The sequence below is a fragment of the Kutzneria buriramensis genome (genome assembly GCF_003387475.1).
GTDB classification, from domain to species: domain Bacteria; phylum Actinomycetota; class Actinomycetes; order Mycobacteriales; family Pseudonocardiaceae; genus Kutzneria; species Kutzneria buriramensis.
On sequence record NZ_QUNO01000014.1, the window covers coordinates 254,666 to 281,561 of the forward strand.

Genomic DNA, 26,896 nt, shown 5'->3' on the forward strand with positions numbered 1-26,896 from the left:
GCGCCGCCGGTTGCGTCCAAGCACACATGCAACCCCATCGGACGGTCCGGCGTCTGCCCGACGGGGGAGCATCACGACGCGGGGAGGAAAGGGTGAGGACGGGAAGATCCGCAGTGGTCACCGGCAGAACGATCGTGGCGCTGGCCTCGATCGCGGTGATCGGCCTGTCCGGCTACGCCTGGGGGCTGGTCAACCAGGCGCAGTCGCACCTGACCACCGACAACGTCATCGTGCACCACGCGCCGCCGGCGGCCGAGGCGACCGTGCAGCACCAGGACGGGCAGGACATGAACTTCCTGCTGGTGGGCATCGACAGCCGCACCGACGTGCACGGCAACCCGCTGCCGCCGGACGTGCTGGCCTCGCTGCACGCCGGCCCGGACGACGGCTACCTGGACACCGACACGCTGATCGTGGTGCACGTGCCGGGCAACGGGGGTAAAGCCTCGGCCATCTCCATCCCACGGGATTCCTATGTGGACATCGCCGGCGGATACGGCAAGCACAAAATCAACTCCGCTTACCAGATCGGCATGAACAACCACGGCGGCTCGCGCACCGAGGGCCGCAGGACGCTGATCCAGACCGTGGAGAACTTCACCGGCGTCAGCATCGACCACTATGCCGAGATCAACCTGTACGGCTTCGACCTGATCAGCCAGGCACTCGGCGGCGTGCCGGTGTGCCTCAACCACGCGGTCGACGACAGCGAGTACTCCGGCGCGGTGTTCCCCGCCGGCCCGCAGACGCTGTCCGGCGTGCAGGCGTTGCAGTTCGTGCGCCAGCGGCACGGACTGGAGAACGGCGACATCGACCGCGAGCGCCGGCAGCAGGCCTTCCTGGCCTCGGCCGTGCACCAGCTGCTATCGGTCGGCACGCTGACCAGCCCCAGCAAGCTCAACGGGATCATCACCGCCGTGCAGAACTCCGTGGTGCTGGACCAGGACTGGGACCTCCTCCAGTTCGCCCAGCAGGTGCAGGGCATCTCCGGCGGCGACATCACCTTCGACACCATCCCGATCGTCAACATCACCTACTGGACGCCGGCCGACGGCGACGCCGTCGAGGTGGATCCCAGCCAGGTCAAGGAGTTCGTCGCGGCGAAGTTCGGCGACGCGGTTACGCCCGGCACGTCCGCGACGACGTCGGCGACCACCCCGCAGACCGGCAAGCAGGCCGACACCGGCACGCGGAAGTCGCCGATCGTCGCGGACACCACCGGCAGCACGTCCGAGCCGTCGATCACGGCCGGCGGCGTGACCTGCGTGAACTGAGGTCCGCGAACACGTCGAGCAGGCCGGCGTCGTCGACCGACTGCGGGTCCACGACGTCGGCCGTCGCCGCGCCCTGGAGCAGCCGCTTCACCGGGACCTCCAGCTTCTTGCCGGTCCTGGTGTGCGGCACGCCCGGCACCGCGATGATCTCGTCCGGCACGTGCCGCGGCGAGGCGTCCTGCCGGATCGCCGCCGCGATCCGGGTCTTCAGGTCGTCGGTGAGCTCGACGCCGTCGGCCAGCACCACGAACAGCGGCATCCAGTAGCCGCCGTCGTCCTGCTCCGCGCCGATCACCAGCGACTCCACGATCTCCGGCAGCTTCTCCACCACCGCGTAGATGTCGGCGCTGCCCATCCGGACCCCGTTGCGGTTCAACGTGGAATCGGATCGGCCGTGCACGACCACGGTGCCGTGCGACGTCATGGTGATCCAGTCGCCGTGACGCCACACGCCGGGGTAGACCGCGAAGTAGGCGTCGTGGTAGCGGTGGCCGTCCGGATCGTCCCAGAAGGACAGTGGCATGGACGGCATCGGCTGTGTGACAACGAGTTCGCCGACCTCGTCGACGAGCGCGCGGCCGTGGGCGTCCCACGCCGCCAGGGCGACGCCGAGGCAGGGAGCGGACATCTCGCCGGTCCAGATCGGCACCGTCGGCACCGCGCCGGCGAATGCCGTCACCACATCGGTGCCGCCGCTGGTGGACGCGAGCGCCACGTGCGAGCCCAGTTCCGTTGCCACCCACCGGTAAGCGGCCGGCGGCACGACGGATCCGGTGGCCCCCAACGTGCGCAGCTTCGGCAGCGACGGATGGACGCCGGCCTTCTCCGACGCCTGGAGGTACGCCGGGCTGGTGCCGAGGACCGTGACGTCCAGGCGGGCGGCCAACTCCCACAGCGCGCCGGGCGTCGGATACCCGGGATTGCCGTCGTGGCAGACGATCGTCGCCCCTACGAGCAGGCCCGCCACCTGGTAGTTCCACATCATCCAGCTCGGCGACGTGTACCAGAAGAAGGTGTCCGAGGGGCCGAGATCCAGGTGCAGCGACAGGGCTTTCACGTGTTCGATCACCACGCCGCCGTGGCCGTGCACGATGCCCTTGGGCTTTCCGGTGGTGCCGGAGGAGAACAGCACCCACAGCGGGTGGTCGAACGGCACGGCCGCCGGCTCCAGCGGGAAGTCGCCGTCGGCCGACCACGGTGTGACGCCGTCGAGCTCAAGCCCCAGGCGCGACACCGCGATCGTCGCCTCCAGCGACGGAATCTCCCGCCGCAGCAAGGAGATCGCCTCGCGGCGGTCCTGCTCGCGACCGTTGTACCGGTACCCGTCGGCCGTGAACAGCACCTTCGGCGCCAGCTGCCCGAGCCGGGCCACCGCGGCCGGCGCGGAGTAGTCCTGCCCGCACGACGACCAGATCGCGCCGAGGCTCGCCGTCGCCAGGAACGCCACCACCGCCTCGGCGATGTTCGGCAGGTAGCCGACCACGCGGTCGCCCTCGGCGACTCCCAGCTCGCGCAGCGTGTTCGCGACGGACGCGACCTGCCGTCGCAGCTCCGCCCAGGTGATCTGCCGCCCCGGCTGGCCCGGCTCCGGCTCGTCGATGATCGCCACGCCGTCGCGGACATGCCGGAAGACCTGGTCGACGTAGTTCAGGCGCGCCCCGGTGAACCACCGCGCTCCGGGCATCGCCGCCGACGCGAGCACCTGCTCGTACGGACTGCCGAGGATGTCGAAGTACTCCCACAGGGAGCCCCAGAACTGCGCCGGCTCCGCCACCGACCACGCGTGCAGCGCCGCGTAGTCGGTCAGGTCCAGGCCGCGATGCGTGCTCAGCCAGTGCCGGTAGCGCTCGACGTTGCTGGCGTCGGCGACTGCCTGGCTCGGGATCCAGACGGGCCCTGTCATAGTGGGCATGAGCGTACTTGGACAGGGGCCGGCGATGAGCAATCTGTGCACGAATCCATCCCTGGTGGACGACGGCGCGTCCGGCGGCGACGTGCGGCTGCTGCCGGCGCGGGCGGTGCCGCTCGGCGGCGTCCGGGCGATCAGGGTGGACCGCCTGCTGCCGCACCGCTCGCTGCCCACGGTCGGCGCCTGGTGCTTCCTCGACCGGTTCGGCCCGCAGCACGACGACATGACCGTGCTGCCGCACCCGCACACCGGCCTCCAGACGGTCACCTGGCCGTTCGCCGGCGAGGTCCGGCACCGCGACAGCCTCGGCAGCGACGTCGTGATCAAGCCCGGCCAGCTCAACCTGATGACCGCCGGCCGCGGCATCTCGCACTCCGAGTTCTCCCTCGGCGACCGGCCGCTGCTGGACGGCCTGCAACTGTGGCTGGCCCTGCCGGCCGCCTCGGACGGCGTCGCGCCGGCCTTCGAACAGCACGCCGACCTGCCGGTGTTCTCCGACCACAGCCTGCGGGCCACCGTGTTCATCGGCTCCATCGGCGGCGTCACGTCCCCGGCGACGACGTACAGCCCGCTCGTCGGGGCCGATTTCTCCGTCGCGCCCGGCGACACCGCGACCGTGCCGCTGCGTACGGACTTCGAACACGCGCTGGTGGTCATCGAGGGATCGCTGACCGCGCTCGGCCAGGAGCTGCCGTCCGGGCCGATGCTGTACCTGGGCACGAACCGTGACCACGTCACCGTGACGAGTGACAGCGGCGCGCGGGCGATCCTGCTCGGCGGCGCGCCCTACACCGACGACCTGGTGATGTGGTGGAACTTCGTCGGCCGCAGCCACGACGACATCGCCACGGCCCGCGAGCAGTGGCAGCACGGCGACCGGTTCGGCCTGGTCGACGGCCATGACGGGGCCCGCATCCCGGCCCCGCCGCTGCCGGGCGTGCGGCTCACGCCCCGCCGCCGGAGCTGATTCGCGGAAAAATCTTCCGGTGAAGTGTCCAGGGGCGGTCATGGCCGTTCGTCCCTAGGGTGACGGTCGGCGAAGGAAGCCGGCCCGCACCACTCGGGAGCAGCCATGACCAACTATCTCGCCCTGATCTACACCGAGGACATGGACTGGAGCGACCCCCAGACCACGATGAGCGACGGCTACGTCGAGTTCAACAAGGCCGCCGCCGCGGTCCTGCGCGGCGGCAACGCGCTGCACTCGACGTCCACGGCGACCACCGTCCGGGTGGTCGGCGGTCAGGGCGGCGACGTGCTCACCAGCGACGGCCCGTACGCGGAGACCAAGGAGGCGCTGACCGGCTACTACCTGCTGGAGTGCGCCGACCTGGAGGAGGCCGTGAAGATCGCCGCGCAGATCCCGGCCGCCTGGAGCGGCGGCACGGTCGAGATCCGGCCGATCGTCGAGTTCTCGTGACCGACGCCGGTGACGCGGTCGCGCGGCTGGTGCGGGACGAACGCGCCCGCGTGCTGGCCACGCTGATCCGCGTCACCGGCAGCGTCGACCTGGCCGAGGACGCCACCCAGGACGCGGTGGTCCGCGCGCTGGAGACGTGGCCGCGCGACGGCGTGCCCGACAATCCGCGGGCGTGGCTGCTGGTCACGGCCAAGCGGCAGGCCATCGACCACATCCGCCGCGAGGGTCGGCGCGCCGACAAGGAGACCGCGGCGATGGGCCTGTTCGATCCCGCCGACGAGCCGGCCGAGGTCGTCCGCGACGACTTGCTGCGGCTGGTGTTCACCTGCTGCCACCCGTTCCTGTCGCTGGACGCGCAGGTCGCGCTGGCGCTGCGCACGCTGGCCGGGATGTCCACCGCGGAGGTGGCGCGGGGGCTGCTGGTGCCCGAGGCGACCATGGCCAAGCGGCTGACCCGGGCCAAGCAGAAAATCACCCGCGCCGGCATCCCGTACCGGGTGCCGGCGGCCGAGGAACTGCCGGACCGCCTCGACGGGGTGGCCGGCACGGTGTACCTGATCTTCAACGAGGGCTACGGCGGCCGGACCGAGCTGGCGGCGGAGGCGGTGCGGCTGGGGCGGGTGCTCGCCGAGCTGATGCCCGACGAGCCGACCGTGCTGGGCCTGCTGGCGTTGATGCTGTTGCAGGAATCCCGCCGCGCCGCGCGTACGGACGCCGACAGCACGCCGGTGCTGCTGGCGGACCAGGACCGCTCGCTGTGGGATTTTGCGGCGATCAAGGAGGGGGTCGAGCTGGTCGGCGCCGCCCTGCGGCGCAGTGCCGATACCCCCAACCGGTATGCCGTGCAGGCGGCGGTCGCGGCCTGCCACGCGTTGGCGCCGTCGTACGACGAGACCAACTGGGATGCCGTCGTGTCGTGGTACGACGTGCTCCTCACCGTGCAGGACACGCCGGTGGTTCACCTCAATCGAGCCGTCGCCGTCGGCGAGCGCGACGGGGCGGCGGCGGGATTGGCTCTGGTGGACGGGATCGACGGCCTCGACGAGTACCCGTGGTGGCATGCCAGCCGCGCAGAGCTGCTGAATCGCCTGGGGGACAAGGACTCCGCGCGCACCGCCTACGAGCGGGCGCTTGCTGCCGGCATGACCGAGCCAACCGCCGGTCACCTTCGCCGCCGGCTGGGCGACCTCGGCTAGGCCGTCAGTCGTGCGGTCAGCGAAAGCCACCAGCCGGAGGTGGCCACCGCCTGGAGCGCGTCCGGTGACAGCGGTGGGTGGGGTCGAGACGGGTGGTCCGCGTCGGGGCCGGGCGCGTTCCATTCCGTCAGCGAGATGAAGTCGCCCGCCGGCGTGGCGAACTCCACCGTCCACTGCTCGATCCCGTTCTGCGCCAACGGTTGCACGTGGTCCTGGTCGACCGAGACAACCGCGCCGCCCCGCAGGTTGCGCCTTGTGCAACGGTCGTACGGCTTCAGCCAGTTCGGCGGGCACGCCGTGGCCTGATCCGCTTGGCCGGCGGCCAGCCGACGCACCGAGACCCGCATCTCCACCGCGCCATCGCCGTCGTCGTAACGGATCAGGTCCGGGGCCGCCGCCACGGCGACGCGTGCCGTGCTGCCGGTGGGCAGCGATGCCTGCAACGTGGCGGCCATTTCCTCCGCCGAAACCGGTTCGCCGCCCAGGACGGCGCAGCCGGCGAGCAGCGTGAGCGTGCTGCACAGCAGAGCGACACGATGCCCCATGAACCGATTGCTCTCGTTTCCTCCAGCGCTGTCGTTGCGCGTCAAGTAGAAGCAGGCGAACCCCGGTCCCGTACAGCCGAATAGCGACACCGGAAGGGGAAGTCGTGCCGAATTGCCGGCGCGCGCGGATCTTCCGGACCTCGTGGCCAGTTCTGCGATATCCGGTTGACGGCGTCCGAGGGCCCGTGTCATCCTCGACGCATCATGCTGATGATCTGACACCACCCAGAGCCCGCGACCGAGGCGCCACCGCCCGGCGGGCACGTCCGCATCCCCTTTCCTCCTCGCGGTAGGTGTCGCATGTCAAACATTCCCTTTCGCACGTCCGCGCAACTCACCCTGCGCGGTGTCGGCAAACGGTTCGCGCACAGGCGGGTGCTCGACGCCGTGTCGGCCACCATCCGGCCCGGCGAGCGGGTCGGCGTGGTCGGGGAGAACGGCTCCGGCAAGTCCACCCTGCTGCGGCTGATCTCCGGGCAGGAGCTGCCCGACGACGGCGAGATCATCGTGCGGGCGCCCGGCGGCGTGGGGCACCTCGGGCAGGTGCTCGACCTGCCGGCGACCGCGACCGTGCAGGACGCGATCGACGCCGCCCTGGCCGAGATCCGTGACCTGGAAAGAAGAATCACCGAGGTCGGGCCGGACGACGTCGACGCCTTCGCGGAATTGCTCGCCGCGCTGGAACTTCGTGACGGCTACCGGGCCGACGCGAAGGTCGACACCGCGATGTCCGTGCTGCGCATCGGACATCTCGATCGCAGCCGACGGCTCGGCAGCCTGTCCGGCGGCCAGCAGGCCCGGCTCGCGCTGGCCTGCGTGCTGTCGGCCGAGCCGGAGCTGCTGCTGCTCGACGAGCCCACCAACCACCTCGACGCGCAGGCGTTGGCGTGGCTGGAGGAACGGCTGCTCGCGCACCGGGGCACGCTGGTCGTGGTCACCCACGACCGGCTGCTGCTGGACCGGATCGCCACCGCCATCATCGAGGTGGACGGCGACCGGCGCACGATCACCCGCTACGGCAACGGATACGCCGGTTTCCTCGCCGAGAAGTGGGCCGCGCGCAAGCGGTGGGAGCAGCAGTACCTGGACTGGGTCGACGAGATCGAGCACTGGACGAGGTTCGGCGCCACCACGGCGTACGAGGTCGCCCCGGGCCGGCCGATCAAGGACCACAACAAGTGCAAGTACAACGGCGACGGGCAGCGGGTGCAGGCCAGCATCGCCACCCGCGTGCGCAGCGCCGCCGAGCGGCTCGACCGGTTGTGGGCCGATCCCGTGCCGAGGCCGCCCGATCCGCTCCGCCTCGACGCCCCGCTGTCCGGCGGCGACGTGGACGGCGTGGTGCTCGCCGCCACCGATGTTTCCTTGCAGGGAAGGGTTTTCGTCGATGAATTGATCATCTCCGCCGGCTCGCGGCTGCTCGTCTCCGGGCCCAACGGGGCCGGCAAGTCCAGCCTGCTGTCGGTGCTCGCCGGGCAGCTGCGGCCGGACACCGGCACGATTGTCCGCAATGGACGGATCGGCTACCTCGCGCAGGAGAACGTCGTTCGCACGCCGGAGCGGACCGTGCTGGCCAGCTTCGCGCGGGGTCGGGCCGGCACGTTCGACGAGCACGCCGAACGCTTGCTGTCGCTGGGTTTGTTCGCCGAGGCCGACCTCCAGACGCCGGTCGGCGCGCTGTCCGTGGGGCAGCAGCGGCGGCTGGCCCTGGCCCGGCTGCTCGTGACCGAGGTGGACGTTCTGCTGCTGGACGAGCCGACGAACCATCTGTCGCTGGCGTTGGTCGAGGAGCTGGAGGTCGCCTTGGAGCACTACGCCGGGGCGGTGGTCGTGGTCTCGCACGACCGGTTGTTCCGCAGCCGGTGGACCGGCGCCGAGCTCACCCTCGACGCCGGCCGCCCGGTGCCGGCGTCAGTCGGCTAGCGCCACCAGTTCCTCGAGTCCCGGACCGTTGTAGGTGATCGCGCCGATGGCCGCCATCGGCGCGGTCGCCCGGCTCCACTCGTGCAGCCGGTCGCCGTCGAGCCCGCACGCCGCTGCCACCCGTTCGCATCTCGCCGCGACGCCGTCGTGCCCGGCGCCGTCCAGCACGTAGTCGACGGCGTCGAAGCACGGATCGCCGATGCACGCCTTCGGGTCGATCGCGACCAGTCCGCGCTCCGGGCCGCCGTCCAGGGCGTTGCCGAGGTGTAGATCCCCGTGCAACAGAACGGGTTTGTCCTGCGTAGCCAACAACTTCTCGCAGCGCTGGATCGCCCGTTGCCAGGCGGCTTCGCTGATCCGCGCGCCGATCGCCGGCTCGGACAACCTTGTGCCGATGCGAGCGAAGGCTTCGTCCATCCGACCCCGCAGCGTCCGCGGCCAGCCCTGCGGAGGCGCAACGGCGTGCAGTGCGGCCAGCAGTTCTCCCCACTGCTGCGGCAATGTCTCCTGTGGCAGGTCCTCGGCCATCGTGCCCGGCCGGACCTCCTCCAACACCGTCGCCCCCGCCTCCGCGTCGGCCGCCAACACCGCCGGCACCCGCCCCGTCGGCGCGAACACCCTCAGCATCTCCACCTGATCGGACACCAGAGCCAGGTCCAGGCTGAGCTTCAGCACCGCCGGCGTCCCGTCGCGCCATTCGCAGCGCAACACCACCGACGAGGCGCCGCTCTCGAACAACGCACCCAGCCGCAGGCCCCACCGCGCCGCCAGCCTCGCCGCGAGGTTGGGGATCTCCGCCACCCACGTTTCGGCCTCGGCCCCGTACCGACTCGCCAGCCGCGTGGCCACCTCTTCCATGTTCACGCCGCCAGCTTGCCCCGAACCGGCGACACGCGCATCAGCTTTGATCACGCCCCGTGCTGGTCGACGTCCAGGTGCAGGAAGGTGAAGACGCCTCGGCGGGATTCCTCGGTCCAGTTGTCGCCGACGACCTCGGTCGCCACCTGCCGCCAGAATCGCGCCGCGGCTGGGTTCTCCTCCCGAAAGGCGATCGCCCACCGCCCCCGGCGCGACCGCAGCAGGTCGGTGGTGACCCTCATCCCGACACCCTTGCGGCGCAAGGCGCGGACGATGAAGAAGGCGTGGAGGAAGGTGCTCCCGCCCTCGAACGGCCGGAGCAGGCAGAAGCCGGCGAGTTGCTCGCCGGCGTGGACGAGGTAGGCGTGGTGCTCGGGTTCCGTGAAGAAGTCCGACAGCCGCGGAAAGTCGTACAGACCATCCGGGCCGGGCAACGCTTCGGTGTACTGCGACGCTTCGTGCCGGTCCAACTGAGCCAGCCGCTCGATCACCGGGCGCGTGCTGGCGTCGACCAATTGGAGGGTGACGTTCTGCATGGTGTGACCGTGCCAGCCCGAAGCCGCCGCTGTCCACGCGTGGGTGTGCCGCCGGCCGGCGGCACACCCACGCGTGGACTCACATGGTGACCAGCAGCGCGGCGCTGCCGGCCGGCACGGTCACGGTCGCCTTGTGACCGCTGACCCGCACCATCTTCGGCATCGGGTGGAACGAGCCGTGCGCGTCCACGCCCGAGCCGGCGAGGGTGATCGCCGTCGAGTCCAGTGACGGCGCGGTCAGCACGAACTCGGTGCCCATCAGCGCGCCGGAGCGCAGGTTCACCGTGAACGTCTGGGCGGCGGTGCCCTTGTTGTCGACGATCACGTTGTTGCCGATGCCCCACGCCGTCACGTCTCCGGCGCCGGTGACGGTCGCGGTGTGCAGCGCGCCGGCGCCGGCCAGGGCCCACAGCAGCTCGCCGTAGAACACCCCTTGCACGCCAACCGGAACGAGGCCGTTGTACGCGATCGGCGAGTAGTTCAGCGGCCACTGCGTGGAGGTGCCGCCGTGGAAGTTCACGCCGTCACCGTTGTGCGCGGCGATGCCGTACATGAAGTCCAGCGACCACAGCGAAGCCGCCTGCACGTTGCTCACGCCCGCGGTGCCGCCGTGGTAGAAGGAGTTGGCCTCGCTCATCCGCCACTGCGGAATCTGGTTGGCCGCCTTGGCGGTCTGCAGCGCGGTCTCGTCCTTGTCCTCGTAGCCCTTGCCGTTGGACGCGAGCATGGCGGCGATCGTGCCGGTGGCGCCGTCGCCGATGTAGCTGTGCATGGACAGGATCTGCAGCCCGTTCGACTTCTCCTTGGCGGTGAACGGGGGTAGCCACGCGTTCTGGCCGTTGGTGACGCCCGGGCCCTCGAACACGGCGTTCGGCGCCACGGCTCGGATCGCCGACTCGTAGGACTCGTACGACGCCTCGTAGGTGGCCTCGGTGCGGTAGAAGTTCGGCTCGTTGCCGATCTCGAACGCCTGGAGGCTGCTGCCCAGCGCCTTGGCCGCGAATGCCGCCTCGTTGGCGGCGCTGGCCGCGGTGCCGGTTTTCAGGTTGAGGCCGTAGATCACCTTCCAGCCGGTGGCCCGGGCGAACGCGGCCAGCTTCGTCACGTCCGCGGGCGCCACCTCGGTGGCGGAGCCGCCGGCCCCGTTCGGGTTCCACGGCGTCATGTCGACCAGGTTGCCGCCGATGCGCAGCACGCTCGGGCCCAGCAGCCGGAACAGCCGCACGAGGTCGGTGTCCGCGGCGTCGAACATGCCGGCGCCGACGCGGTCCTTCTCGTAGCTGAAACCGGCGAAGCCCTGGCCGACGTGGCCGGCCGTGGCCTGGCCGACGGTGATCGAGGGCGCGGCCGCGGCGGCCTGGGCGGTGGCCGCCTGGGACACGGCAACCGGGCCGGCCAGGCAGGTCACGGCCAGCGCCAGCGAACCCAGCAGTGCTGGGAACCGGGTCATGGGTACACCTCCGGTAGCGTCACTCTGGCGGAGGCAGGCGCCATCCTTCCAATCCGGCGGCGACCCGGTCAACGCCTCGCGCCGTGACCGGTTCCATGCAGCTCAAGGCTTGACCCGAACGCCCACTCAGCGTGCCGTCATCAGGGCGATGGTGAAGCCCGGGACGGTGCTGACGCTGGTCGTGGTGAAGCCCGCCCGCAGCGCGGCGGCCTTGGCCGGCGCGGCCGGCGGCACGAGCAGCGCGGGGCTGCCGGCCAGCGGATCCTTGCGCTCACCGACGCCGACGACCCACACCCGGCGCACCCCGGCCAGCCGCGCGGCGTAGTCGGTGTGCTCGGTGGCCGAGAGGTTGTCGGCCTGCACGGCGGTGCGGTCCAGCAGCACGTCACGGGGCCGGTCGCCGCGCAGGTAGTAGTCCACGCCGGTGTCGGTGAACCAGAAGTTCTGCCGATCCGCGTAGACGATCGCGTCCCCGGGCTGGTACCCGGCGCGTAGCACGTCGGCCAGCTGGCGGTAGCTCGCGTACTGGCCCGGCCGCTCCGTGAACAGGCCGTTGTACGGGTAGAACGCCGCGTCGTGGGCGTCGGGGGAGCGGACCGCTGCCTGATCGGGGAGGGTGATCGCGGCGACGGCGAGCAGCGCCACCACGGACACCGCCGGCCAGCGCAGCGACGCGAGCCGGAAGCCGGCGGCGAGGACGAGAACGGGCAGCAGGAACAGCAGGTAACGTGACCAGAACACGGAAATCGGCCCCTGCGACACCACCCAGGTGGCGATCAGCGGCGCCGCGACCAGCCCCAGCGCCAGCCACACGCTGCGCCGCTTCGCGGCCGCCGTGACGAGGGCGAGCAGCGCCAGCGGGACCACGATCCAGGCGGCGGCCGTCGACCGGAACATCTCCGGCCAGATCGCGCTGCCCGGCGGCATCGGGAACGAGAGACCAAGCAGCGCAAGGAGATCCGGCTTCGGTATCAGGTGCACGATCGGCCCCACCCCCGCGAGTCGCGCTCACAGACACACCGAATGTGGATTTCAGGCAGAAACGAGCCTCAAGGCTCACTTCTGCCTGAAACCGTATTTCGGTATGACGGTGCTTGTGCCGCGCGTTCCGCGCGGGGTGAGGTCGCTGAAGATCCGGTCTCTTCCTGGTCTCAGCTCGATCGATGGACAGACTCGATCGAGCTGAGCCCGCGGTCCTTCAGACCGGCGCGACCTCGCGCGCGACTCGCGGGGGATCAGCTCAGGAGCCGAGGGTCCAGTGCTGGTCGATGTGCAGGTGGCAGTCCCACAGCACCAGCAGGGTGCCGTTGGCGGTGCTCCCGTTGTTGGCCAGGCCGACGCACCTGCCCGACGGCGGGTTGGTCAGCGCGTAGATGCCGTCGGACAGCGTGGTCCACGCCCACTGCTGGTCGGGGTGGCCATGGCAGTCTCACAGCACGAGCCAGGTGCCGTTGGCGGTGCTGCCGTTGTTGGCCAGCCCGACACACTTGCCGTTCGGGAAGCCGGAAGCGGTGCTGCGCAGCAGCGGGTTGGTGCCGTACCAGTACTGATCGACGTGGTAATGACAGTCCCAGAGCACGAGCGCCGTGCCGTTGTCGGTGCTGCCGTTGTTGGCGAGGCCGACGCACTTGGGGGAGCTGCTGGCGGCGCTGTGGATGGTGAACCCGTTGGTGGCCGGGGCGTTCGGTGAGGCGTACGCCGGGGTGACGGCCGCGACGGCGAGGGCGAGCGCCCCCAACAACACCTGTGTGGCACGGGAAATCTTGCGCATCGACAATGCCCTTTCACGGTTTCGCCTTCCTCGCAAGGAAACCGTGACGGCGTCACCGCGTCGTCACCGAGCCGGGACGCTTCCCGTACGGGCACCCGCCACCCGAATGGTGGCTGGCGCCAACAACAAGCCGATCACCAGCGCCCCACCGTGGATGTTGGCCAGCGCCGACAGGAACAGGGCGGTGACCACCACCGCGATGGCTGTCGGCCGAACGGCCCACGCCCGGGTCTGCGCGACCATCATTGCCGCGACTCCGATGAAGGTCAGTGGGAACCACACGCTGCCGATCAGGGCCCCGCACCACAGCAGGACGGCGGCCGCGCCCCACGCGGGCAGCCGCGAGTCGCGCCGCCACAGGGCGAGGGCAGCCGCGCCGGTGAGGCCGCAGACGGCGATCGAGTTGCCGCCGCCGACCGGCTGCCACAGGTAGCCGACGAACTCGCTGACGATGCCGACGCCGAAGTAGTGCAGCAGCCACCCGGGCCGGGTCAGCACCTGCTCGGCGACGGTGCCGACGAGCACCAGGAACAGCAGGTTGGACGCGGTGCCGGCGATTCCGCCGTCCTGCACGAAGAGCGAGGTCACGGTGCGCCACCACTCGCCGTGCAGCCCGGCCGGCGTCCGCTCGAACCGTTCCAGCACACCGGGAACGGTGAGTTGCACGATGTTGGCCGCGGCGGTCACGGTGGTCACGGCGGCGGTCAGGACGGGGAAGCGCATGCACAGATCATGAGCCATGGACCGGCCCGCCACCTGGTCCGGCGATCACGGCGCGGCCATGACAAATGACACGGTCAGAGCATGCCGGTCTGCCGGGAGATGCCGCTGGCGGCGGTCCGCACGGCGTAGGCGAGCCGGTCGACGTCCACGGACGAGTGCGCGACGATCGACACGGCTGCCACGACACCGCCGTCAGGGCGCGTGACCGGCGACGCGACCGAGCATGCCCCGAGCGTCATCTCCTCGCGGGAGAACGCCACCTGCTCGTCCCTCACGGTTGCCAGCGTCCGGGACAGCCGCCCGGGCTCGATGATCGTGTACCGGGTGAACCGCCGAAGTCCCTTCTCCGCCAACGAGGCCAGCAGCTCGGTGCCGGCCGCGGCGAGCAGCACCTTGCCGACCCCGGTGGCGTGCAAGGGAAGCCGGCCGCCGATGCGGGTGCGGGTCGGCACCGACCGGACGCTGTTGATGTTCTCCACGCACAGCGCGGTCCGCCCATCCAGCACCGCTAGCTGGATGTTCTCGTGGGTGGCGTGGTACAGGTCCTGCATGTACGGCAGCGCGAGTTCGCGCAGGTTGCGGTAGCTCGGCGCCAGCGTGCCCAGCTTCCACAGCCGCAGCCCGACCCGATACCGACCGTCGGGCAATCGTTCCAGCCAGCCACCGGCTGTCAGTTCGGCCAGCAGCCGGTGTGCGGTGGGCAGCGGCAGTTCGGTGCGCGCGGCGATCTCGGTGAGGGACTGCGTCGGCGTGGTCGCGTCGAACGTGTCGAGGACGCTGAGCAGCCTGCGCACCACGCTGCGCCGAGGCCCGTCCGTCATCGTCGACGTTCCTTTCACGGGGTGGAAGTCAGGTGTCGACCGTACTCGGCGGCGGCTGGCAGCGTCGAGCAATGGACGAACAGGAGATAGCCGCGGTGGTTCAGCGCTGGGCCATCCACCGAGACGCCGGCGACTGGGAGCGTTTCCGGGAGCTCTGGCACCCCAACGGGTGGATGAGCGCCACCTGGTTCGACGGCCCGTTCGAGGAGTTCATCCGGGCCAGCCAACGGGCTTTCGCCGCCGGCGTGCGGATCCTGCACTTCCTGGGCGGCACCGCCGTCGAGGTCGGCGGCGGGCACGCCATCGCGCAGACCAAGATGACCATCACCCAACGCGGCCCGGTCCACGGGGTCGAGGTCGACGTGGTGTGCACCGGCAGGTTCTACGATTTCTTCGCGCGCCACGAAGGCGAATGGCGCATCGCGCACCGCCAACCGATCTACGAGCGCGACCGCATGGACCCGGTCGATCCGGCCGCGACCCTGAGCCTGGACGCCGACAGGCTCGCCGGATTCCCCGAGGGCTACCGGCACCTGGCGTATCTCCAGGAGGCCAACGGCAGCACGGTCCGTCAGGGGCTGCCCGGCCTCAACGACGAGGCCGTGCGACGGCTCTACCGCGAGGGTCGGGCCTGGCTCCTGGAGGCGGCCTAGCGACGAGCGGTCGAGAGGCACACCGGATTCGCGCGCCGATCCCTTCCGTGACCCTCCGCCCCTCCGTGACCGCTCTTTGAAGCGCCGTGAACTTTGTGCTACAAAGTTCACGGCAGTCGCGAGAGGGGGTGGGCGAGGTGGATCGGGAAGGCGAGCTGTCGCCGGCGGAGTCGCTGGCGCTGATCGAGGGGCAGCGTGCGGAACTCCGCCGACGACGGGGCATCAGGCCGGAGCTGATACTCCTTGCCTGGGGCCTGGCGTACCTGCTGGGCTTCGGCGGCTTCTACCTTGCGCTGCAAGGGGTTGTGCCGGAGGTGCTGGCCGGCCTGGTGCTGGGGGCGCTCGGCGCGGTCGCCCTCGTGCTGCCGATCGTGGAGGGGGTGCGGGCCGCGAGGGGGGTGCGCGGCCCGTCTCGCACGGTCGGCGTCATGTACGGCTCGGCCTGGGGATTGGCCTTCTGTGCCAACGCGATCGTGCAGACCTCGCTGCAACGGCAGCTGGCGGCCTCGCCGGAGATCGTCAGCCTGATGTGGTCGTCGAGCTCGCTGGCGGTCGCCGGCCTGATGTATCTCGCCGGCGCGATGCTGTGGCGGGACGTGCCGCAGTATCTGCTCGGGGCTTGGATGTTGGTGTCGGCGGCGCTGAGCGTGCTCGCCGGCGTGCCGGGCAACTTCCTGGTGCTGGCGTTCGCCGGTGGCGGCGGCATGCTGGCGCTGTCCGGCTACTACGTGATCCGCAGCCGGCGATGACCCAGCCGTGGCCGGAGCTCGACCCGGTGATTCACGCCCAGGCGCGGCTGCGCGTGATGGTGGCGCTGTCCACGCTCGGGCCGAAGGACCAGTTGACTTTCCCGCGGTTGCAACAACTTCTGGACATGACCGCGGGCAACCTGTCCACGCACCTGCGCAAGTTGGAGGAAGCCGGGTACGTGGAGATCACCAAGACGCACGAGCGCCGCACGCCGGTGACCTACGTGGCGCTCACGCCACTCGGCCGGCGCGCGTTCGAGGCGTACACCGAGGGGCTGCGAGCCCTGTTGGGACCGAGGGGGGAACCGCCGTGATCATCGAGATCGACGACGTCAGAAAGCGTTACGGGGAAAGGAATGCCGTCGACGGCGTGACGCTGTCGATCGAGGCGGGGGAGTTCTTCGGCGTGCTCGGCCCGAACGGGGCCGGCAAGTCGACGCTGGTGGAGATCGTCGAGGGCCTGCGCCCGGCCGACTCGGGCACGGTCACCGTGCTCGGCCGCACGCCGTGGCCGCGAGACCTGGACCTGCTGGCCAGAATGGGCATTCAGACCCAGTCCTCCGCGTTCTTCACCCGGCACACCGCCATCGAGCACCTGCGGCGGGTCGCCGCGCTACACCGGGTGCCGCGCGAACGTGCCGACGAAGTTCTGCAACTGGTGGGCCTCCAGGACGTCGCCGAAACTCGGGTGGAGAAGCTCTCCGGCGGCCAGCGGCAGCGGCTGGCGATCGCCTCGGCGCTGACCCACGACCCGGAGCTGCTGTTCCTGGACGAGCCCACAGCCGCGCTGGATCCGTTGGCGCGAAAGCAGTTCTGGGGTCTGCTCAAGACGCTGTCGCCCGCCGGGCGCACGATCGTCTACACAACCCACCACCTTGACGAGGCCGAGGCGCTCTGCGACCGGGTCGCGATCATCCAGAGCGGACGGATCGTGGCGGTGGACACCCCGGCCGGCCTGCGGCAGCGGACCGGCTCGGCGAACCTGGAAGACGCTTACCTGAAGTTGGTGGCGGCATGAACGCCTCGGCCGGCGCGTACCTGTTGTCCATGGTGCGCAACAAGATCGCGCTGTTCTTCACGTTCGCATTTCCATTGCTGTTCATCGTCCTGTTCGGGCTGTTGTTCGGCGGCCCCGGTCACATGGACCAGCTCGCGGCGGGCGTCCTGGACTGGGGCGTCGGCAACGCGGCGATGTTCGGCGTCGCCTACACCATCGTGCAGTGGCGGCGGGATGACCTGCTGCGGCTGGTCCGCACCACGCCGACGCCGGTGACCTCCCTGCTGTCCGGCTGGTTCGCGGTGGTGCTGGGAATCGCCGTCGCGCAGGCAGCGCTGTTCCTGGGCGTGTCGCTGTTGCCGGTTTTCGGCCTTACCGTGCCGTTTCCGGGCGTCGCCCTGCTGCCGGTGGTGCTGCTCTTCGGCTGCCTGGCGTTCTTCGCGATGGGCGTGGTGGTCGGCAGGGTGGCGTCGAACCCGGACGCCGTCGGGGCCATCGCCAACTGCGTGATGATCCCGATGGCGTTCCTGTCCGGCTCGTTCTATCCGCTGGAGCTGGCGCCGCACTGGATGACGGTGGTGTCGCGGTTCCTGCCGCTTCGCTATCTGAACGACGCCACACGAACCGTCCTAACCGGACAGTACGACCTGGTGGCGCCGTTGTCGGCCCTGCTGGGGTTCGCGGTCCTTTTCGGCGCGATCGGACTGCGCACCTTCAAGTGGGCCGACAACGGCTAGCGGCTCACTCCCCGCGGCTGCGGCGCTCGTACGAGATCGAGTACGCCGAGTTCCGCAGCCGCGGCAGCGGGTCGTCGGACAGGTCGATGCCGGGCGTGAGGTTGGTCGGGTCGAAGATCTGCGCCGCCCAGTGGTCCTGGTCGTCGACCTCGCCGGTGATGGCGAGCGTGCCGACGACGATCTCCGGCCGGTCGGCCGGCCACACCTGGGTGGCGTCGTTCGTCGGGTCGCTCGGGTCGGCCAGCGTGACGTGCAGGGTGAACGTCACCGGGCCGGCCCCCAGCCGCTCGACGAACTCGTCGATGAGGAACTGGAGCTCGGAGTGGGCCACGGCGTCCGCGTCGAGGTTCTGCTCGCCCAGGTCGGGCGCCCAGCGGTAGCGCACGGCCTGCCGGTCGCCGTCGCCGTTCACCCAGGTGAACGCGTGCAGCGCCTGGTAACCGGTGGTGCCGAAGCTGGCCGGCACGCCCATCGCGCCCAGCGCCTGGAACGCCGGCACCGAGCTCGGGTGCTGGGCCAGGAAGCCCTGGAGGTTCGCCTGGTCGCCCGTGCCGGCGTCCTTGTCCGCGGCAAGCGCTTTCACCAACGCCAGGAACTCGTCCGGGGTCGCCACCAGGAACCGAGGAAGGTTCACGCCGATCAGGTCGGTCGACGTGCCGTCGGGCAGCTGGAACTTGGTGGCCATGCCGCGGCCGCCGGGCACGGTGTCCGGCATGGCCGGATTGCCGCTGCCGTTGGAGAAGCGGACCGTGGCCGACACCGGCTCGCCCTGGAGATGAGCGGCGGTCGTGTACTTCGCGGCCTCGCCGGTCGGTGTGAAGGTGGCGGTGAAGCAGGCGCCGCGGGCGTGCGCGCGACGGTAGCCGGGATGGCGGCCGTCGAGATGCTCCATCGTGTCCACCACCTGGACGGGCAACGGGGTTTCAGCGGTCATCAGCGCGCGGTCCAATCGCTGGGTCGGTGCGGGGAGTCGACAGTAGGTCTAAGCCCACCACGAGTTCGGAGTCCAGGCATCCTGACCTGGGCTTCCCCACCCGGCAGTGTTTGGGACACGTTCGAACTCACCGGAGGTGTGCGTGTCCACAACGCTGGCCAGGCCCGATATCGACCCCGAGCCGAAGGGCACGGTGGAGCAGGTGCTGCTGGCCGTGTTCGTGGTGGTGCCGTTCCTCGCGCTGCTCGCCGCGGTGCCGCTGGCCTGGGGCTGGGGCCTCGGCTGGCACGACGTGGTGATCACCCTGGTGTTCTACTTCGTGTCCGGATTCGGCGTCACCGTCGGATTCCACCGGCTGTTCACGCACGGCTCGTTCCGCGCCGAGCCGGCCCTGCGGGTGGCGCTGGCCGTGGCCGGCAGCCTGGCGCTGGAGATGGGCGTGATCGACTGGGTCGCCACGCACCGCCGGCACCACAAGTACGCCGACCGCGCCGGCGACCCGCACTCGCCGTGGCGCTTCGGCTCGGACTGGAAGGCCCTGACCAAGGGCCTGGCCTACGCCCACGTCGGCTGGCTGTTCGACCGCGAGCGAACCTCGGCCGAGCGGTTCTGCCCCGACCTGCTGGCCGACCCGGCGATCCGTGCGGTCCACCGGCGGTTCGAGCTGCTGGTGGCGGCGTCGCTGCTGGCCCCGGCGCTGGTCGGCGGCCTGTGGAGCATGTCGTGGCAGGGCGCGCTGACGGCGTTCTTCTGGGGCTCGCTGGTCCGGATCGCGCTGCTGCACCACGTCACGTGGTCGATCAACTCGATCTGCCACACGTTCGGCGACGAGGAGTTCGAGGTGCGGGACAAGTCCCGCAACGTGGGCTGGCTGGCCGTGCTGAGCATGGGGGAGTCCTGGCACAACCTGCACCACAGCGACCCCACCTGCGCCCGCCACGGCGCCCTGCCCGGCCAGGTCGACCCGAGCGCGCGGGTGATCTGGATCTTCGAACGGCTCGGCTGGGCCCACGACGTGCGGTGGCCCGACCCGGCACGACTTGCGGCAAAGCGGCTGCCGGCCGCCCGAGGCTGAGGAGAATGACCGTTGTGGGTCCACAGATCAGCTTGGTCACGCGCATGACCACGCGTCTTCGCCTGGTGCCGGTCGCGCTCGGGCTGGCCGTCGCGAGCCAGCTGGGCATCGCCGTGCTGGTCTTCGTGGTGGTCGCCGCCGCGCTGATCCCGCTCTGGATCGGCGTGCCGGCGGTGATCGCCGCCGTCGCGCTGAGCCGCCGCTTCGCCGACCTGCACCGGTCGGTCGCGGGCAGCCTGCTCGGCCGCGAGGTGCCCCGCCCGTACCGGCCGATCCGGCCGGACGACAACTGGGTCACGAGGTTCCGCGTCGCCGCGAGCGACCCGGCGACCTGGCGGGACCTGAGCTGGCTGCTGGCCAACGCCGTCGTCGGCCTGTTCTGCAACGTGCTGGTGGTGTCGCTGCCGCTCGGCGGCCTGTTCTACCTGACGATTCCGCTGTGGTGGTGGCGCCTGCCGGCCGACTTCAACCTGGACATCGTCGGCCTCTGGGCCGTGAACAGCGCGCCGTCGGCCCTGGGCGCCGCGGTCTTCGGCGTCGCGCAGCTGATCTTCTGGGTGTGGCTGACGCCGCGGCTGATGTGGCTCAACGCCACGGTGATCGCCGGCCTGCTCGGGCCGACCGAGACGGCGGTGGAGAACACCCAGCTGACCACGCGGGTGGCGCAGCTGTCCGAATCGCGGGCGGTGTCCGTGGACACGCACTCCGCCGAGCTGCGCCGTATCGAGCGGGACCTGCACGACGGCGCCCAGGCCCGACTGGTGGCGCTGGGCATGAGCCTGGGCATGGCGGAGGAGACGGTGGACGACAACCCCGAGGCGGCCAAGCAGTTGCTGGCGGAGGCCCGGCAGTCCACCAACAGCGCGCTGGCCGAGCTGCGCGGACTGGTCCGCGGCATCCTGCCGCCGGTGCTCGCCGACCGGGGCCTGGAGGGCGCGCTGCAGGCGTTGGCGCTGGCCAACCCGCTGCCGGTGCAGGTGGCCATCGACCTGCCGGGGCGGCCGCCGGAGCCGGTGGAGTCGGCGGTGTACTTCGCGATCGCCGAGGCCCTGACCAACACCGCCAAGCACGGCGCCGCCGACAACGTCTGGCTGCGGCTGTCCTATTCGGACGGAAAGCTGATCGCCGTCGTCGGCGACGACGGGCGTGGCGGCGCCAGCGTCGAGCCGGGTGGCGGCCTGCACGGGCTGGAGCGCCGGCTGGCCGCGTTCGACGGCGTGCTGTTGGTGACCAGCCCGCTAGGCGGCCCCACCGTGGTCTACCTGGAGGTCCCCTGCACGCTCGCGACGTGACAGGAGGATGTGCGTCAGGATCAGGCCGATCGAGGCGATGATCACGTTCTGGAGCGCGGGGGTCAGGCCGTTCCACTTGGAGGACTGCCACATCTGGAAGTACTCGCCGCCGATGGCGATGAAGCCGCCGCCGAACAGCATCGCCTCCATCAGCCAGCCCAGCGAGGACAGCCGCGCGGCCGACTCGCTGCCGCGGATCCAGCCGACGACCGCCGCGATCAGCGCGACCGCCGACAGGCCCTCCCAGATGATGATCAGCACGTACGCCGCGGTGACCAGGCCCGGGCTGGTGATGGCCCGCCACATCATGTGCGGCGACTTGAACGTGGTGTCCATCGCGAACACGTGCTGCACGAACGCGTAGTTCGTGTCGTAGTCGGTGATATTGCCGATGGTGATCAGCGCGAGCTGCAGCGCGCTGATCGCGGTGAGCACCCCGACGACCACACGCAGGCCGCCCAGACCGGAGAGAAGACGCATGGCGGGGACTCTACGTGGGCCCTTCATCACTCTGGGCAGGTTTGGCGGGGACAGTCCAGTACGTTCACGGACATGCCACTGCTGTCCGTGCTGACCGCGGCCCACAGCGGGCGCGCCGAGCTGCTCGCCCGGGCGGGGCGCAGCGTCGCCGCGCAACGGCTGCCCGACGGGTGGGAGCTGGAGTGGGTCGTCCAGGAGGACGGCTCGTCACCGGCGCTGGCGGCGGTCGTCGAGCAGTTCCCGTTCGGCCGGCACGTGGCGCACGGCGAGCAGTTGGGCATCGCCCCCACCCGCAACCTGGCGCTCGCTCGGGTCAGCGGCGAGCTCGTGCACGTGCTGGATTCCGACGACGAGCTGCTGCCCGAGGCCGTGGCCGTCGCGGTGGCGGCGTTCGAGTCGCATCCGGCCGTGCACTGGGTGGCCGCGCAGGCCGACGACCTGCTGCCGGACGACACCCGCCGGTCCTTCGAGCTGCGCTACCCGGCCGGCTACGTGCCCGCCGGCAAGATCAACGACTTCACCGCCGAGCACGGGGAGCCGCCGATCCACTGCGCCGGCGTCACCATGCGCACCCGGACCGTCCGCGCCCTCGGCGGCTGGGCCGCCAACCCCCGGTCCGAGGACAGCGCCCTGTTCGTGGCGCTGGCCGAGCTCACCCCCGGCTACATCACGCCGGAAGTGACGTGGCTACACCGTCTGCACGACGCCCAGACCACCGGCGACCACCAGTGGCGCACCCTCCGCGAGGAGTCCGCCACCATGGTCCGCCAGCGCCTCACCGCCCTCCGCGAACTCCGCCTCACCCTGCACCACTAACCCCCGCGAGTCGCGCTCTCAGGCACACCGAATGTAGATCTCAGGCATGTGCCCGAAACTCACATTCGGTGTGTCCCAGAGCGCGACTCGCGGGGGGTCACGTGCAGGGTGGGGCGTAGGGGAGTTGGGGGAGGTGCAGGTTCCAGACGGACTCGGTGAGCACGTTGCGGGTGGTGTCGCAGATGCGGCTCACCGCGTGGTCCACGTTCAGGTCCATGGTCCGCACCGCGGTGTCCGGTGACGTCGTGTACACGATGTAGTCCGTGCCCGGCAGGTACGCCGCGACGTCGTTGCTCAGGTTGCGCTGCACCACCGACAGCCCCAGCGCGACCGGCTTGGCCGGGTCGGACACGTCCCACTGCCGCACGCCCTGGTCCGGGTTGCCGGTGATCAGGTGCTTGCCGTCGGCGCTGAACTGCACCGACATCATGCCCTTGGCGTACCCGGTGAGCGTGCCGAGCTGCCGCGGCCGCAGATGGTCGCTGATGTCCCACAGCAGCACGTAGTCGTCGCTGCCGGCGGTGGCCAGGGTCTGCCCGTCCGGGGACAGCGCCAGCGCGCCGACCGCGTCGTGGTGCCCGGTCAGCGGCTGGCCGATCGGCTTCGGCGCGGCCCGATCGGACACGTCCCACAGTCGCACGGTGTCGGTGGCGCTGGCGGTGATCAGCGTCTTGCCGTCCGGGGTGAACACGCCGTCGTAGATGTAGTCGCTGCGCCCCTCGCCGTGCCGGATCGACGGCTCGCCGAGCGGGCGCGGGCGGGCCGGGTCGCTGATGTCGTAGAGCTGGGCGCTGTGGTCGTCACGGTCGGTCGCCATGTACCGGCTGTCCGGGCTGATCGCCAGCATCGACGAGTACCGGGTGTCCAGCGCGATCGGGTCGCCGAACGGCCTCGGGTGCACCGGGTCCGCGACGTCGAACAGCTGGAGCTGCTTGTTGCCGCTGGCCACCACCAGCACTCGGCCGTTCGGCGTGAACTCCACCCGGCCGACGGTGTGCTGGCCGGTGATCAGGCCGAGCGGCCGCAGCCGGCTCGGGTCCGAGGTGTCCCACAGCCGCACCGTGCCGTCGGAGGCGCCGGTCGCCACCACCATGCCGTCCGACCGGGCCGCCGGCGGCGGCATCGTGCCTGCCTGCCCGATGCCCAGCGACGCCGGCATCGTCCACAGCCGCACCTCGGTGTCGCCGCCGCCGGTGACCAGCGTCTTGCCGTCCGGGCTGAAGCCCACCGCGTAGAGGTCGTTGCTGCCGGTCAGCGGCTGCCCGAGCAACCCCGGCTGCTCGGGGTTGGCCAGGTTCCACAGCCGGGCCGAGCCGTCGGTGCCGGCCGAGCCGAGCATCCGGCCGTCCGGGGAGAACGCCACCGACCACTGCGGGCTCAGGCCGCTCAGCGGCAGCCCGATCTCCGACGCCGCCGCCGGATCGCGCACGTCCCACAGCCGGATCGAGCCGTCCTGGCTGCCGCTGGCCAGCATCGCGCCGTCGCCGGGGCTGAACGCCACCGAGTGCACGGTGTCCTTGTAGCCGGTGAGCGGCGCCCCGACCGGCCTGGGCTGCCGAGGGTTGGCGACGTCGTAGAGCAGGATGCCGCGGTCGTCGCCGCCGGCCGCGAGGTACCGGTTGTCGGGGCTGAACGCCACCGACCGCACCGGGCCGGTGTGCCCGGTCAACGCGGCGATCGGCGTCGGATGCGCGACGTCCTGGATGTCCCACAGCTGCACCTTCTGGTGCTCGCACGCGGCGGCCAGCGTCTTGCCGTCGGGGCTGAACGCGATCAGGTAGATGGTGCCGGTGTCCTGGTCGAGCGGCGTGCCGATGAGCCTCGGGTGCGCCGGGTCGGCGATGTCGTACAGCCGGACCAGGTGGTCGTCGCCGGCGGCGGCCAGCGTCTTGCCGTCCGGGCTGAACACCGCCGAGCTGACCCAGCTGCGGAAGCCCTTGATCGGCTGGCCGATCGGCTTCGGCCGCTGCCGGTCGTGCACGTCCCACAGCCGGACCGTGTTGTCGTAGCTGGCCGTCGCCAGCAGCTGCCCGTTCGGGCTGAACGTCGTCAGGTACACCGCGCCGGTGTGGCCCTCCAACACCGTGGCCAGCGGCGCGGACGCCGCCGACAGCACCCGTGACGACGCGGCCGGATCGTCCGGGCGCATCTGGTGCGCCACCAGCGCGAGTTGCGCCGCCAGCGACGGGTCGGTGGTCAGGGCGTTGTCCGACGCCGACAGCACGCCGGTGTACAGCGCGTCGTCGCGCTGGTTGAACGCCAGCGTCGCGGCGACCACGGCGATCACCACCAGCACCGAGACCAGCGCCACGCCGGACCGGCGCAGCCAGAGCGCCCGTCGGCGGTGCCGGATCGAGCCGTCCAGGAACGCCTTCGCCACAACCGTCAGCGCGCCCGGGTCCGCGGTGGTGGCCCACTGCTGCGCCGCCTCCAGCCGACCGCCCCGGTACAGCAGCGACGCGTCCCGGTGCTCGGCCTCCCAGCTCTCGGCGTCCTCCTCCAGCCGCTGACGTAGCAAGTTTCCGGCGCGGTCCCGGTCGATCCAGCCACGCAGCCGCGGCCACGCCTGGAGCAGCGCCTCGTGCGTGATCTCCACGACGCCGGCGTCCAGCGTGATCAGGCGGGCCCGGGCCAGCACCTCCAGCGCCTCCGCCGCTGCCGGCGGGTTCGTCGCCTGCTCCAGCAGCTCCTGCCGGCTCGACCGGCGGCGTGTGTCCTGCGTGTCCTCGCCCACCCGCACCAGCCGCAGCAGCACCGGCCGGGCCGCCGTCTGACCTGCCGGGTCGAGATCGGCCCAGGCCCGCTCGGCCGTGCCCGCCACCGCGCCCTGGATGCCGCCCGCCGCCTTGTACCCAGCCAGCGTCATCCGGCCCGCCTGCCGGCGCTGCCAGGTCGCCAGCAGCGCGTGCGACAGCAGCGGCAGCGCGCCGGCGTCGTAGCTGCCCTGGCCGTTGCGGGACGTGTTCACGCCCAGGTCCGTCAGCATCAGGTCGACCAGGCCGGCCTCCAGCTGCAGGCCGACCGCGCGGGCCGGGCGCGCCACCGCCTCCCGCAGCTCGGCCACCGTCATCGCGCCCAGCACCATCTGCCGGTCCTGCAACGCCTCGGCCAGCTCCCGATAGTCCAGGCAGCGGCCGTAGAAGTCGGCCCGCACGCCCAGCACCACCAGCGCCTGGCCGTCGCCGGTGCACGCCGCGTGCAGCGCCGACACGAACAGCCCGCGCCGCGGCTCGTCGTCGGAGAGCGTGAACGTCTCCTCGAACTGGTCCACCATCAGCACCGGACGCGCACCCGGACCGGCGACCCGCTCGCCGTACGTCGCGAGCGCCTCGCGGACCTGCGCGGTGAACTTGCCCTCGTCGAAGTCGGTCAGGCCGGTGTCGATCGCCTCCGCCAGCTCCGGCACCAGGCGCACCAGCTCCTTGAGCGGGTCCACGGTCGGTGTCAGCACCACCGTCGGCCACGAGCCCGGACCCAGCGCGCCCTCCTGCACCGCCGGCCCCAGCCCCGCCCGCATCAGCGACGACTTGCCCGCGCCCGACGCCCCGACCAGCATCACGATGCCGCCCGTCCGGACCGCCGCCGCCAGCCGTGACACCAGCGCCGCCGTGCTGCGCTCACGGCCGTAGAACCAGCCCGCGTCCTCCTGCCGGAACACCGCCAACCCACGATACGGGCAGGCACCGACATCCTCGGCCGGCTGCTCCTCGCCGTCGCCGTCCGGCGTCACCGGGCTCGCCAGCGCCTGCTCCCACAGCCGGCGCCAGTCCGCCAGGTCGTACAGGCCCTCCACCACGGGCGCCGCCCGCAGCTTGCGCGCCTCGCCGACCAACACGTCCAGCACCGCCGCCAGCGCCGCGAACCGCGCCGGCACGTTCCGGCCGCGCCGCCAGTCGCTCACCCGCTGTGCCGGCACCCGCACCGGACGGCCGCGCTCGTCCACCTTCCGGGCCCGCGCCACCGACTCCGTGACCCGCTTCAGCGGCGGCTCACCCGCCTCCGCGTAGAGCAGCGCGAACCGCTCCGCGAACTGGCCGCGAGGCCCCAGCGCCGGTCCCGAACTGCTCATCTGCACGGCCTGCCCGTAGTCGTCTCTGCCGGTGGTCCCGTCCGGACCGGAAAACCCCAGTCCCCGCCTGATCAGGCATTTTACGGACCGGAGGGAACCGGTCCGGCACACCCCCGGGCCTGCGCTGACATGCTTTCCGCGGTGCGTCGCCGGATCGACACCGTTGGGGAAGGCGGGTCGGTCCGGGGATGAAGGTTCCAGCAGTGGCGACCCCCGTTCGTCACTGAGGAGCAGAGGGGTCTCCTCAGTGTCGGGGCAGTCGCCGGGCCGGCGCCCGCACCTGGGGGGAGACGACGACCCACCGGCCGCGCAGCCGGTACGAGCCGGTGGGTCCGAAGGGCTGGTCGGCCGCCGGCCCCGCTACGGCGCGCCGACGGACCCGCGGCGCGGCGGGTCCGCCCCGGTCGTCCGCACCGGAGCGCACCCGCCGCGCTGTGTTCGTCGGCGCCGCCTTCGGCGTCGCGGCTCGGCCCCTTTGGGGCCGATGCCTCGCGCTTGCTGGATTTCGAGCACCGTGTCGGCTCACGCGAGGGTTGCGTCGGGTGACGGCACTCGAAGTCCACCAACCGCGCGAAGCATCGGCGGGGCCTCGCGACCGGCCACCACCAGACCCGCCACGGGTCCCCTCCCCCTGATCGGACCCGTGGCTTCTTTCTTGCCGCGCGTTC

At 71.2% G+C, this 26,896-nt stretch carries 25 protein-coding genes and 1 pseudogene; 13 read left to right on the forward strand and 13 right to left on the reverse strand.

From position 1 onward, the window contains the following. The first annotated feature begins 92 nt into the window (after positions 1-92). The gene (locus BCF44_RS36540) at positions 93-1,274 is read left to right on the forward strand and encodes an LCP family protein (RefSeq protein WP_246015991.1); all 1,182 of its coding nucleotides are present in this window, start codon (positions 93-95) and stop codon (positions 1,272-1,274) included. Here the strand turns inward: BCF44_RS36540 and BCF44_RS36545 are convergent. Then, positions 1,243-3,177 carry an acetoacetate--CoA ligase gene (locus BCF44_RS36545; RefSeq protein ID WP_116179034.1) on the reverse strand — a complete coding sequence of 645 codons (1,935 nt, stop codon included), beginning with the start codon at positions 3,175-3,177 and terminating at the stop codon, positions 1,243-1,245. The two genes, BCF44_RS36540 and BCF44_RS36545, sit on opposite strands and share 32 nt — an antisense overlap. A 7-nt stretch (positions 3,178-3,184) precedes the next feature. On the opposite strand from BCF44_RS36545, the gene BCF44_RS36550 reads away from it, so the two are divergent. The 3 genes from BCF44_RS36550 to BCF44_RS36560 all read left to right on the forward strand — a co-directional run bounded on the left by BCF44_RS36550 (position 3,185) and on the right by BCF44_RS36560 (position 5,799). After that, positions 3,185-4,150 (forward strand): pirin family protein, encoded by a 966-nt coding sequence (locus tag BCF44_RS36550; protein ID WP_246015993.1) that lies wholly within the window; start codon positions 3,185-3,187, stop codon positions 4,148-4,150. A 105-nt stretch (positions 4,151-4,255) separates the two neighbouring features. Beyond that, on the forward strand, positions 4,256-4,603 hold the full coding sequence (locus BCF44_RS36555; protein ID WP_116179036.1) for a YciI family protein: 348 nt from the start codon (positions 4,256-4,258) through the stop codon (positions 4,601-4,603). Beyond that, entirely contained in the window at positions 4,600-5,799 is a 1,200-nt protein-coding gene (locus BCF44_RS36560) for an RNA polymerase sigma factor (protein ID WP_116179037.1), read from the forward strand. The genes BCF44_RS36555 and BCF44_RS36560 overlap by 4 nt, the downstream gene beginning before the upstream one ends. Here the strand turns inward: BCF44_RS36560 and BCF44_RS36565 are convergent. Beyond that, positions 5,796-6,344 carry a hypothetical protein gene (locus BCF44_RS36565; protein ID WP_116179038.1) on the reverse strand — a complete coding sequence of 183 codons (549 nt, stop codon included), beginning with the start codon at positions 6,342-6,344 and terminating at the stop codon, positions 5,796-5,798. The genes BCF44_RS36560 and BCF44_RS36565 overlap by 4 nt on opposite strands. A 300-nt stretch (positions 6,345-6,644) precedes the next feature. Here BCF44_RS36565 and BCF44_RS36570 point away from each other — a divergent pair, with 300 nt between their 5' ends. Continuing rightward, complete coding sequence (locus tag BCF44_RS36570; protein ID WP_116179039.1) at positions 6,645-8,267, forward strand: ABC-F family ATP-binding cassette domain-containing protein; 1,623 nt, start codon at positions 6,645-6,647, stop codon at positions 8,265-8,267. Here the strand turns inward: BCF44_RS36570 and BCF44_RS36575 are convergent. The 8 genes and pseudogenes from BCF44_RS36575 to BCF44_RS36610 form a co-directional block, all read right to left on the reverse strand. Beyond that, positions 8,256-9,125, reverse strand: a complete 870-nt coding sequence (locus BCF44_RS36575) for an aminoglycoside phosphotransferase family protein (RefSeq protein ID WP_116179040.1) — start codon at positions 9,123-9,125, stop codon at positions 8,256-8,258. The two genes, BCF44_RS36570 and BCF44_RS36575, sit on opposite strands and share 12 nt — an antisense overlap. A gap of 50 nt (positions 9,126-9,175) precedes the next feature. Continuing rightward, positions 9,176-9,661 carry a GNAT family N-acetyltransferase gene (locus BCF44_RS36580; RefSeq protein WP_116179041.1) on the reverse strand — a complete coding sequence of 162 codons (486 nt, stop codon included), beginning with the start codon at positions 9,659-9,661 and terminating at the stop codon, positions 9,176-9,178. A 79-nt stretch (positions 9,662-9,740) separates the two neighbouring features. Beyond that, positions 9,741-11,111: a hypothetical protein gene (locus BCF44_RS36585; protein ID WP_116179042.1), complete on the reverse strand. Its 1,371-nt coding sequence runs from the start codon at positions 11,109-11,111 to the stop codon at positions 9,741-9,743. A gap of 126 nt (positions 11,112-11,237) precedes the next feature. Next, a complete protein-coding gene (locus BCF44_RS36590) occupies positions 11,238-12,092 on the reverse strand; it encodes a hypothetical protein (RefSeq protein WP_147328768.1) in 855 nt (284 codons plus the stop codon). A 259-nt stretch (positions 12,093-12,351) separates the two neighbouring features. After that, a pseudogene (locus BCF44_RS59335) lies at positions 12,352-12,510 on the reverse strand (RICIN domain-containing protein); the annotation flags it as partial. A 30-nt stretch (positions 12,511-12,540) separates the two neighbouring features. Continuing rightward, positions 12,541-12,882: an RICIN domain-containing protein gene (locus tag BCF44_RS36600; RefSeq protein ID WP_116179044.1), complete on the reverse strand. Its 342-nt coding sequence runs from the start codon at positions 12,880-12,882 to the stop codon at positions 12,541-12,543. Positions 12,883-12,945: 63 nt separating this feature from the next. After that, complete coding sequence (locus tag BCF44_RS36605) at positions 12,946-13,605, reverse strand: rhomboid family intramembrane serine protease (protein WP_170217941.1); 660 nt, start codon at positions 13,603-13,605, stop codon at positions 12,946-12,948. Between the two features lie 74 nt (positions 13,606-13,679). Continuing rightward, on the reverse strand, positions 13,680-14,426 hold the full coding sequence (locus BCF44_RS36610) for an IclR family transcriptional regulator (protein ID WP_116179046.1): 747 nt from the start codon (positions 14,424-14,426) through the stop codon (positions 13,680-13,682). A 32-nt stretch (positions 14,427-14,458) separates the two neighbouring features. On the opposite strand from BCF44_RS36610, the gene BCF44_RS36615 reads away from it, so the two are divergent. From BCF44_RS36615 to BCF44_RS36635, 5 genes are all read left to right on the forward strand, one after another. Continuing rightward, positions 14,459-15,079 (forward strand): nuclear transport factor 2 family protein, encoded by a 621-nt coding sequence (locus BCF44_RS36615; protein ID WP_246015995.1) that lies wholly within the window; start codon positions 14,459-14,461, stop codon positions 15,077-15,079. A 137-nt stretch (positions 15,080-15,216) separates the two neighbouring features. After that, the gene (locus BCF44_RS36620) at positions 15,217-15,828 is read left to right on the forward strand and encodes a hypothetical protein (RefSeq protein ID WP_147328769.1); all 612 of its coding nucleotides are present in this window, start codon (positions 15,217-15,219) and stop codon (positions 15,826-15,828) included. After that, the gene (locus tag BCF44_RS36625; RefSeq protein ID WP_116179049.1) at positions 15,825-16,142 is read left to right on the forward strand and encodes a transcriptional regulator; all 318 of its coding nucleotides are present in this window, start codon (positions 15,825-15,827) and stop codon (positions 16,140-16,142) included. The genes BCF44_RS36620 and BCF44_RS36625 overlap by 4 nt, the downstream gene beginning before the upstream one ends. After that, the gene (locus tag BCF44_RS36630; protein ID WP_116179050.1) at positions 16,139-16,846 is read left to right on the forward strand and encodes an ABC transporter ATP-binding protein; all 708 of its coding nucleotides are present in this window, start codon (positions 16,139-16,141) and stop codon (positions 16,844-16,846) included. Before BCF44_RS36625 ends, BCF44_RS36630 begins: the two co-directional genes overlap by 4 nt. Beyond that, entirely contained in the window at positions 16,843-17,562 is a 720-nt protein-coding gene (locus BCF44_RS36635) for an ABC transporter permease (protein ID WP_116179051.1), read from the forward strand. The genes BCF44_RS36630 and BCF44_RS36635 overlap by 4 nt, the downstream gene beginning before the upstream one ends. A gap of 4 nt (positions 17,563-17,566) precedes the next feature. Here the strand turns inward: BCF44_RS36635 and BCF44_RS36640 are convergent, their stop codons facing one another. Further along, positions 17,567-18,496 carry a catalase family peroxidase gene (locus tag BCF44_RS36640; protein WP_147328770.1) on the reverse strand — a complete coding sequence of 310 codons (930 nt, stop codon included), beginning with the start codon at positions 18,494-18,496 and terminating at the stop codon, positions 17,567-17,569. A gap of 142 nt (positions 18,497-18,638) precedes the next feature. Here BCF44_RS36640 and BCF44_RS36645 point away from each other — a divergent pair, with 142 nt between their 5' ends. Together BCF44_RS36645 and BCF44_RS36650 are read left to right on the forward strand one after the other, a co-directional pair. Continuing rightward, entirely contained in the window at positions 18,639-19,571 is a 933-nt protein-coding gene (locus tag BCF44_RS36645; RefSeq protein WP_379801537.1) for an acyl-CoA desaturase, read from the forward strand. Between the two features lie 44 nt (positions 19,572-19,615). Next, the gene (locus BCF44_RS36650; protein WP_170217943.1) at positions 19,616-20,863 is read left to right on the forward strand and encodes a sensor histidine kinase; all 1,248 of its coding nucleotides are present in this window, start codon (positions 19,616-19,618) and stop codon (positions 20,861-20,863) included. Here the strand turns inward: BCF44_RS36650 and BCF44_RS36655 are convergent. Next, the gene (locus BCF44_RS36655) at positions 20,810-21,343 is read right to left on the reverse strand and encodes a DUF2165 domain-containing protein (protein ID WP_116179055.1); all 534 of its coding nucleotides are present in this window, start codon (positions 21,341-21,343) and stop codon (positions 20,810-20,812) included. The genes BCF44_RS36650 and BCF44_RS36655 overlap by 54 nt on opposite strands. Before the next feature lie 72 nt (positions 21,344-21,415). Between BCF44_RS36655 and BCF44_RS36660 the strand changes: the two genes are divergently transcribed. After that, the gene (locus BCF44_RS36660) at positions 21,416-22,159 is read left to right on the forward strand and encodes a glycosyltransferase family 2 protein (RefSeq protein WP_116179056.1); all 744 of its coding nucleotides are present in this window, start codon (positions 21,416-21,418) and stop codon (positions 22,157-22,159) included. Between the two features lie 97 nt (positions 22,160-22,256). Here BCF44_RS36660 and BCF44_RS36665 read toward each other — a convergent pair whose 3' ends face one another. After that, positions 22,257-26,228, reverse strand: coding sequence for an nSTAND1 domain-containing NTPase (locus tag BCF44_RS36665; RefSeq protein ID WP_116179057.1), 3,972 nt, complete (start codon positions 26,226-26,228; stop codon positions 22,257-22,259). Positions 26,229-26,896: the final 668 nt, after the last annotated feature.